Origin of the sequence: Neisseria sp. P0008.S010 (assembly GCF_051962715.1) — a bacterium.
Lineage (GTDB): Bacteria > Pseudomonadota > Gammaproteobacteria > Burkholderiales > Neisseriaceae > Neisseria > Neisseria elongata.
The window spans coordinates 23,895-30,409 of sequence record NZ_JBQCVA010000029.1 but is presented as its reverse complement, the minus strand read 5'-3'; the positions used below and the strand labels follow the sequence as shown (position 1 = coordinate 30,409).

General features: G+C 54.9%; 2 protein-coding genes and 1 pseudogene. 1 reads left to right on the top strand and 2 read right to left on the bottom strand.

Features of this window, described 5'->3' with window-relative positions; all coding sequences use genetic code 11:
• Positions 1-209 precede the first annotated feature (209 nt).
• Both ACTHSL_RS08360 and ACTHSL_RS08355 read right to left on the bottom strand, forming a co-directional pair.
• Positions 210-849: pseudogene (locus ACTHSL_RS08360) on the bottom strand (IS1595 family transposase).
• 179 nt (positions 850-1,028) lie between these two features.
• Positions 1,029-4,418 carry a TonB-dependent receptor domain-containing protein gene (locus ACTHSL_RS08355; RefSeq protein WP_440381054.1) on the bottom strand — a complete coding sequence of 1,130 codons (3,390 nt, stop codon included), beginning with the start codon at positions 4,416-4,418 and terminating at the stop codon, positions 1,029-1,031.
• 358 nt (positions 4,419-4,776) lie between these two features.
• Here ACTHSL_RS08355 and pqiB point away from each other — a divergent pair, with 358 nt between their 5' ends.
• Positions 4,777-6,402 (top strand): intermembrane transport protein PqiB, encoded by a 1,626-nt coding sequence (pqiB, locus tag ACTHSL_RS08350; RefSeq protein WP_440381053.1) that lies wholly within the window; start codon positions 4,777-4,779, stop codon positions 6,400-6,402.
• The last annotated feature ends 113 nt before the right edge of the window (positions 6,403-6,515 follow it).

Here is a 6,515-nt window from a genome sequence, read left to right as displayed (position 1 = left end):
GTTGCTTCTTTGGATTAGGTTTTCGTATTTCATTTGGAAATTGTAAATCTTCAGGATACTTTCGCAAGAGGTCTATTAATAAAATAGAGAACTTTGAGGACCGGGAAAACGTCATTTATGCAAGTTTAACAATATTCCACAAGGACATTTTGAGCCGCATTTGAAAGAATGAGAATGGCATTTAAAAAAGGGGCTGTACTAGATTAGCCCTAAATTCCACAACAAACCCGCAAGATTTTTAGCTGCTGGGACGGTGTGTCGAAGTTAAATCTAAATTCGCATTCTTTCAAGAATAGCGGGAAAGATTTGCGATCGATTCCGTTGTATTTACGTAAGACGCGTTTTGCCTGATTCCAAAAATTTTCAATGCCGTTACGGTCGGCAAATTCCTTGGAATGGTTGATGCGGTAATGGATAAAACCGCTCACATCCAACTTGTCGTAGCTGCTCAGGCTATCCGTGTAAACAATGCTGTCCGGCATAATTTTCTGTTTGATAAAGGCATCAAAGTATCAGACTTGGCATTATCTACGACAACGGTATAGACCCGTCCGTTGCGTTTCAGAATGCCGAAGACAACCACTTTTCCTGCCGCACCGCGACCACGTCTGCCTTTACGCCGTCCGCCAAAATAGCTTTCGTCCAACTCGACGGGGCCCTCAAAAACCTCATCGGCAGCCAAGGCAAGATAATGGCTGATGACCATACGGATTTTGTGGTAGAACAGGACTGCCGAATTGGGATAGATACCCAAAATATCGGCAGCAGAACGGGCGGTAACTTCGAGTACAAAAAACGGAGCAGTTCTTTCTGTACTTTTTTCTTTAATTTGCAGTGTGTTATCTTCATATTTTGAGGGTAACATATCTGCTAATCTAGTACAGCCCCTTAAAAAAAGTAAAATAAAGTTCTTTTTCTATTTTAAAACAATTAGTAAGGAAATATTCTCTCTACTTACTCTAGGAAAATCCCTAAAAATTCATCGCCGACAGATACGTTAGGTCTGTCGGCGATGTTGCTACTCACTGTTAAAATTTACCTTTAATACCAAAAGTAATTGTTCTACCCGGCCCGGGGGTGGGGACGTTGCTCATGGGGTCGAGGTAGTAGCGGTTGGTGAGGTTGTTCACGCCGAGGTTGATGCTGAGCCTGTTGCCGATGCGGTAGCGGGCGTAGGCATCCCAGATGGTGGAGGCGCGCCAGTGGTAGGCTTGGCCGGTGGTTTTGAGCAGGCGCCCCATGCCTTGTTCGATGAGCCGGTCGTGCTGTTTGCTATCACGGCGGCTGTGGTGGATGCCGCGGATGCCGAGCTCGAGTTTTTCGCCGAAGAGGCGCACGCCCAAGTCTAAGTTAATGGAGTATTTGGGCTGGATGGATTGGTAGAACCTGGTTGCGCCGATGCCGCCTTCGATGCAGGCGGGTACGCTGTTGTAGTACATATCGTAGGCGAAGGAGAGGTTTTCGTCGCAGGTTTGTTGTTTTAAACGGTAGGTGCCGCCGAGCGACATGAAGAAGCGGCCGAAATCGAGGCGGCTTTGCAGTTCGATGCCTTGGGTGATTTTGCGGTCGTATTGGATGAGATCTTTGTTGGCGGCGGTGTCGATGACGTTTTTGATGGTGTTGGAGAAATAAGTGAGGCGCACGTCGCCTTCGCGCAGCCTGCTCCACAGCGGGGCGAAGTTGTAGCTGTAGCCGATTTCCCAGTTGGTGCTGCGTTCGGGCTTGAGGTCGAACGAGGGCAGCATGGCTTCCAGATACACTGCGCCGAAGCTCATATTGGTGGCTTCGTAGATGCTGGGGAAGCGCGTCATCTGCGCCCAGCGCAGGTGCAGGCGGCTGTTGTCGGTGAGGTCGTAGCTGAGGGCGAGCATGGGCGACCAGGCCGAGCCGTTGAGGCGTTTTACCGGCGGGTAGTTGGCATCGCCCGTTATCGGGGTATGGATGTGGCGGGCTTCGTCGGGCAGGTCGGTGCTGGCCAGGTCGTTGCGGCGGGTGCGGTAGTCGGGCGAATTATCATCGTTGGCGTTTTCCTGATATTGGCTGGCTTCATAGCCGTAATCAAACGGATAGTTGTCGTCATTGGGATGATATTCGAAGCGGGCGCTGCGGCTCACGCGCAGGTAGCGGTAGTAGCTGCCCTGCCTGCCCTGCGGGTTGCTTACGCGCTGGTCGAACAGGCCGTTTTCAAAGGCGGGGCCGTGGAATTTGCGGTTGCCGTATTCTACGATTTTGGGGCGCACCGGGCGGTAGAGCACGGTGCGGCTTTCATCGAAAGCCTGGTATTGGCCGTTGCCGTCGATATAGCCGGTGTTGCCGTTTTGGTCGTGGCGCGACAGGCTCTCGTCGGGGAAGAAGCCGTAGCGCCGTTCGAAGTTGCGGTAGATGGTTTCGAAATTGCCTGGGTCGGCGTCGATTTCGGCTCTGGCGCGGCGGTAGGCCTCGATTTCTTCCTGCGTCATCAGTTGCAAATACGGCAGGGCAATGCCGCTGATGACGTTGCCGCCATCGGCATTTTGGGTAACGGAATAGGCGGGGTTGCGGCTGGCGCGGGCGCGGGCGAGCAGGTCGTCAAACGCCCAGAAGCGGTCGTAGCGGATGCCGCCTTCAATTTTCAGGCGTTCGGTCGGCCGCCAGTCGAAACTCAGTTGCGCGCCCCATTCTTTGCGCCGCCCTGAGCGCGGGCCGGTGAGCTTGGTGAGCGCGGTTACGGCATCCATCACGCCGAAGAAGTCTTGGTCGTTTTTCGCCACTTCGCTGCTTTCGTCCAGCTTTTCGTATTGGTGGTGGGCGGAGAGGGTGAGGCTGAATTGGTCGTTCAGGCGCATGCGGTTGCTGAGGTTGAAGCCGGTGCGGGTGGCTTTGGTGGTTTGCACCGCGCCGGAGAATACGGTGTTTGCGCCGTCGATAACGGGTGGATCGTTGGGCGGGGTGTTGCGGTCGTAGCCTTCGTCTATCAGCTCTTGGCAGCTGGCGATGCCGCGTGCGGGGTCGGGCTGGAGGTTGTGGCGGAAGCAGCGTGCCCAGGCATCGTATTTGTTGTCGCCGTACGGCACGGCCAAGTCGGGGCCGCCGCTTTGATGGCGGGTGCTGGTGGTGCGAACGCGCCAGATGTCGGCTTTGAGGTCAATCCAGCGGCTGCCTTCGGGCTGCCATTGGTAGCCGAGCTTGTAGGTGCGGCTGCGGATGTCGGAATCGATGCCTTGCACGGGGGCGATGTCGTAACGCTTGCGCTGCATATTGTATTGGCTGCCCAAGCCCAGCAGCAGGTTGTTGATGAAGGGGTTCATCTCGCCGAAGCGGATTTTGGTGTCCATGTAGTGCAGGTTGATTTGCTGGCCGTGCGGCAGATACCAGTTGTTTTTTATAAGCAGGCTGCGGCTGGAAACGTTGCTGTTGGGCACTTGTTCGCCGGGGCGGTAGAGGTCGGCCATGTCGGGAATCAGGGCGTCGGAGCGGTCGGCGCGCGGGTCTTCGCTGTCGTAAATAGCATTGTTCAGGTAGCCCGATGCGCCGCGTTTGCCGCTGAAGTAAGTGCCTTTGCGGCGGTCGCTGTAGGCAACGAGGCCGTCTGAAAGGTCGGTTTTGAAGGCGGCGGAAAACAAAAGGTTGCGGTCGTTTTTAAATTCGGCAAAGCGGCTGCTTTGGCGTGGTTTGTCGGCATCCGTGCCGTAGAAATTGAGCCCGGCGAAAGGCACGTTGCCGCCCAACGTGCCCGATGCGCCGTCGGCAGTGGGGTTGCCGGGCAGGGTGCGGTAGTCTTTGCCCAGATAGTCGTTCAGGTTTTGCAGCGGTTTGGCGGTGTTGTTGGAAAACTCGGTTTTCACTTCCACGCCCCAGCTTTTGCCTTCGGGGATGATGTCGGCAGGCTCGATGGTGCGGATGGATACCGCGCCGCCCACGCCGGACTTCACGCCGCGCGTCATGGCCGGGCCTTTTTCCACCGTGATGCTGCGGAACAGGGCGGGATCGACATAATTGCGGTCGGCGATGCCGTAGTTGTTCATCCACACGTCCACGGTCTGCTCGGTGCCGTCGATGGTAACGGGGATGCGACCTTTGCCGCTGATGCCGCGGATATTGGGCGTAATCGCGCTGCCGGCGTTGCGGGTGTTCATGTTGTACACGCCGTTTAAGCCTTTGAACACATCGCCGGCGGCATCCGTGCGGTAGCGTTCGAGGTATTCGCGGCCGGCGTAGACGCTGGAAACGTTTTTGCGGTACACGTCGTCCGCACCTTTTTGGTCGGCACTGCGTTTGCCGGTAACGGTGAGTGCTTCGATGTTGCTGCTTTCTATCACTTCCGAGGACGGGATATCCGCCGCATCGTCTGCATGGGCCGGTAGAGAGTTCAAGATGCCGATAAGACTGATGGCGAGGATTTTTGGCTGAAAGGGAAAGCTGTATTTGGCTTGGGACATTTCTGCGGCCTTTCTATTAAGCCTTAGTAATTAAGATATGAATTTTATTATGTTAATACAAATGATACTGCACATCAATTATTAAAAATCTCCAAGAACGAAATGCGAAATGCGGCTGATTCGGCAGTTTGTTTCCAATTATCCAAACAGTTGAAATTTTATGGTTCAATTTTTCTACTGCTGATATAAATTGATGCGAACGGCTTAAGATTTGTGAACTTATAGCGGTTCCCAACGCTATGTATCCGATTGCAAAAAGGCCGTCTGAAGATTTCAAATGCCGTTTCAGACGGCCTTCTCGTTGCCATGTCGGGGGCAAAGCGGCATAATTGCCCCTCTTTTGTCCCTATAACGCGCTATGTCCGATCAAGCCCCGTCTCCCGTTCCTTCCCGTATCCGAAAAACGAATGCTTTCGCGTCTTTTGTCTGGCTGGTGCCGCTGATTGCCTTTTTAGTGGGCGGATGGCTGCTGTTCGATCACATCCGCAACACAGGGCCGACAATTACGCTGCATATTGATAGCGCGGACGGCATCGAAGTCAATAACACGGTGGTTCGCGTATTGAGCGTGAATGTCGGCAAAGTAACCAATATCCGCCTGCGTGAAGACGGTAAGGGCGTAGAGCTGACGGCGCAACTCAATGCAGACGTGAAACATATGATGCGGAGCGACACGCAGTTTTGGGTGGTGAAACCGCGTATCGACAGCAACGGCATTTCCGGCCTGAACACACTGGTTTCCGGCTCGTATATTGCCTTTATGCCGGGTAAGGCAACAGAACCGAAAGATACATTCGATGTCGCCGACGTGCCGCCGATTTCCGCGCTGGCGCAGGACGGTTTGCGGCTGCAATTATCGGGTGCGAACAGCAAAATGCTGGAAACGGGCGCACCCGTCGTATATGAGAGCTTTCCCGTCGGACGGGTAGAAAGCGCGAAATTCGATCCGGAAAGCCGCCGCGTCAGCTACACCGTATTTATCGAACATCCGAACGACAGCTTAATCAACAGCAGCAGCCAATTCTGGCTGGACAGCGGCATCCGCATTCAGGCCGACGGCGGCGGTTTCCAGTTGGACAGCGCGCCGTTGGGGGCGTTGATTTCCGGTGCCATCACCTTCCGCACGCCCGACCGTACCGCACCTCCGGCCAAGGCGGAAGGGAAATTCGAGCTGTACGACAACCGCGCCGCAGTAGACCGGCTGCCGGGCGAACGCGCCATGTATTACACGGCCTTTTTCCGCCAATCGGTGCGCGGCCTGAATGCCGGTTCGCCGGTGGAATACAAAGGCGTGAAAGTGGGCAGCGTGGCCGACGTGCCTTATTTCGGCAGCGGCGACAGCCTGAAACTGTTTGAAAACGGCTGGATTCCGGTACGCCTGCGGATAGAGCCGCATTTAATCGAGCAAAACGGCGACCGCGAAAGCCGCGAATACTGGCAGAAGGCTTTTCAGACGGCCTTAAACGGCGGTCTGAACGCCACGTTGTCGAGCGACAACCTGCTGTTGGGCAGCAAAATGATCGAACTGACCGACGCACCTTCGGACGGCGAACGGCTGAAACCGATGGCCGAATACAACGGGCTGACGGTCATCGCCACACGCGGCGGCGGTTTCGACGATTTGCAGGCACAGCTGGGCAACCTGTTGGAAAAATTCAACAAACTGCCGTTGGATAAAACAGTGGGCGAACTGAACGGCAGCCTGGCCGAATTGAAATCCACGCTGAAGTCGGCCAACAGCCTGCTGGCCAAACCGCAAACTCAGGCCATCCCGGCAGAATTGAACAAAACACTGGCCGAACTGCGGCAAGCATTGCAAGGTATTTCGCCTTCCTCGCCGGTGTACCGCGACGTTCAGGAAACCCTGCGCAATATCGACCAAACCCTGCGCGACGCGCAACCCGTGCTCAACACGTTAAAAGAAAAACCGAACGCGCTGATTTTCAACCGTTCGGAGAAAGATCCGATACCCAAAGGCCGTTGATACGGTCGGAAAGACAGTCAGGCCGTCTGAAAACCTGTAGGAGGTTTTTCAGACGGCCTGATTTTTTCCCGCCGCCGTGCCCGCCGCAGCCATCTCAGCTTACGGCAGGTTTT

Coding starts and splice junctions, on each gene's coding strand:
- ACTHSL_RS08355 (WP_440381054.1), bottom strand. CDS start 4,418: ATGTCCCAAGCCAAATACAGCTTTCCCTTTCAGCCAAAAATCCTCGCC.
- pqiB (WP_440381053.1), top strand. CDS start 4,777: ATGTCCGATCAAGCCCCGTCTCCCGTTCCTTCCCGTATCCGAAAAACG.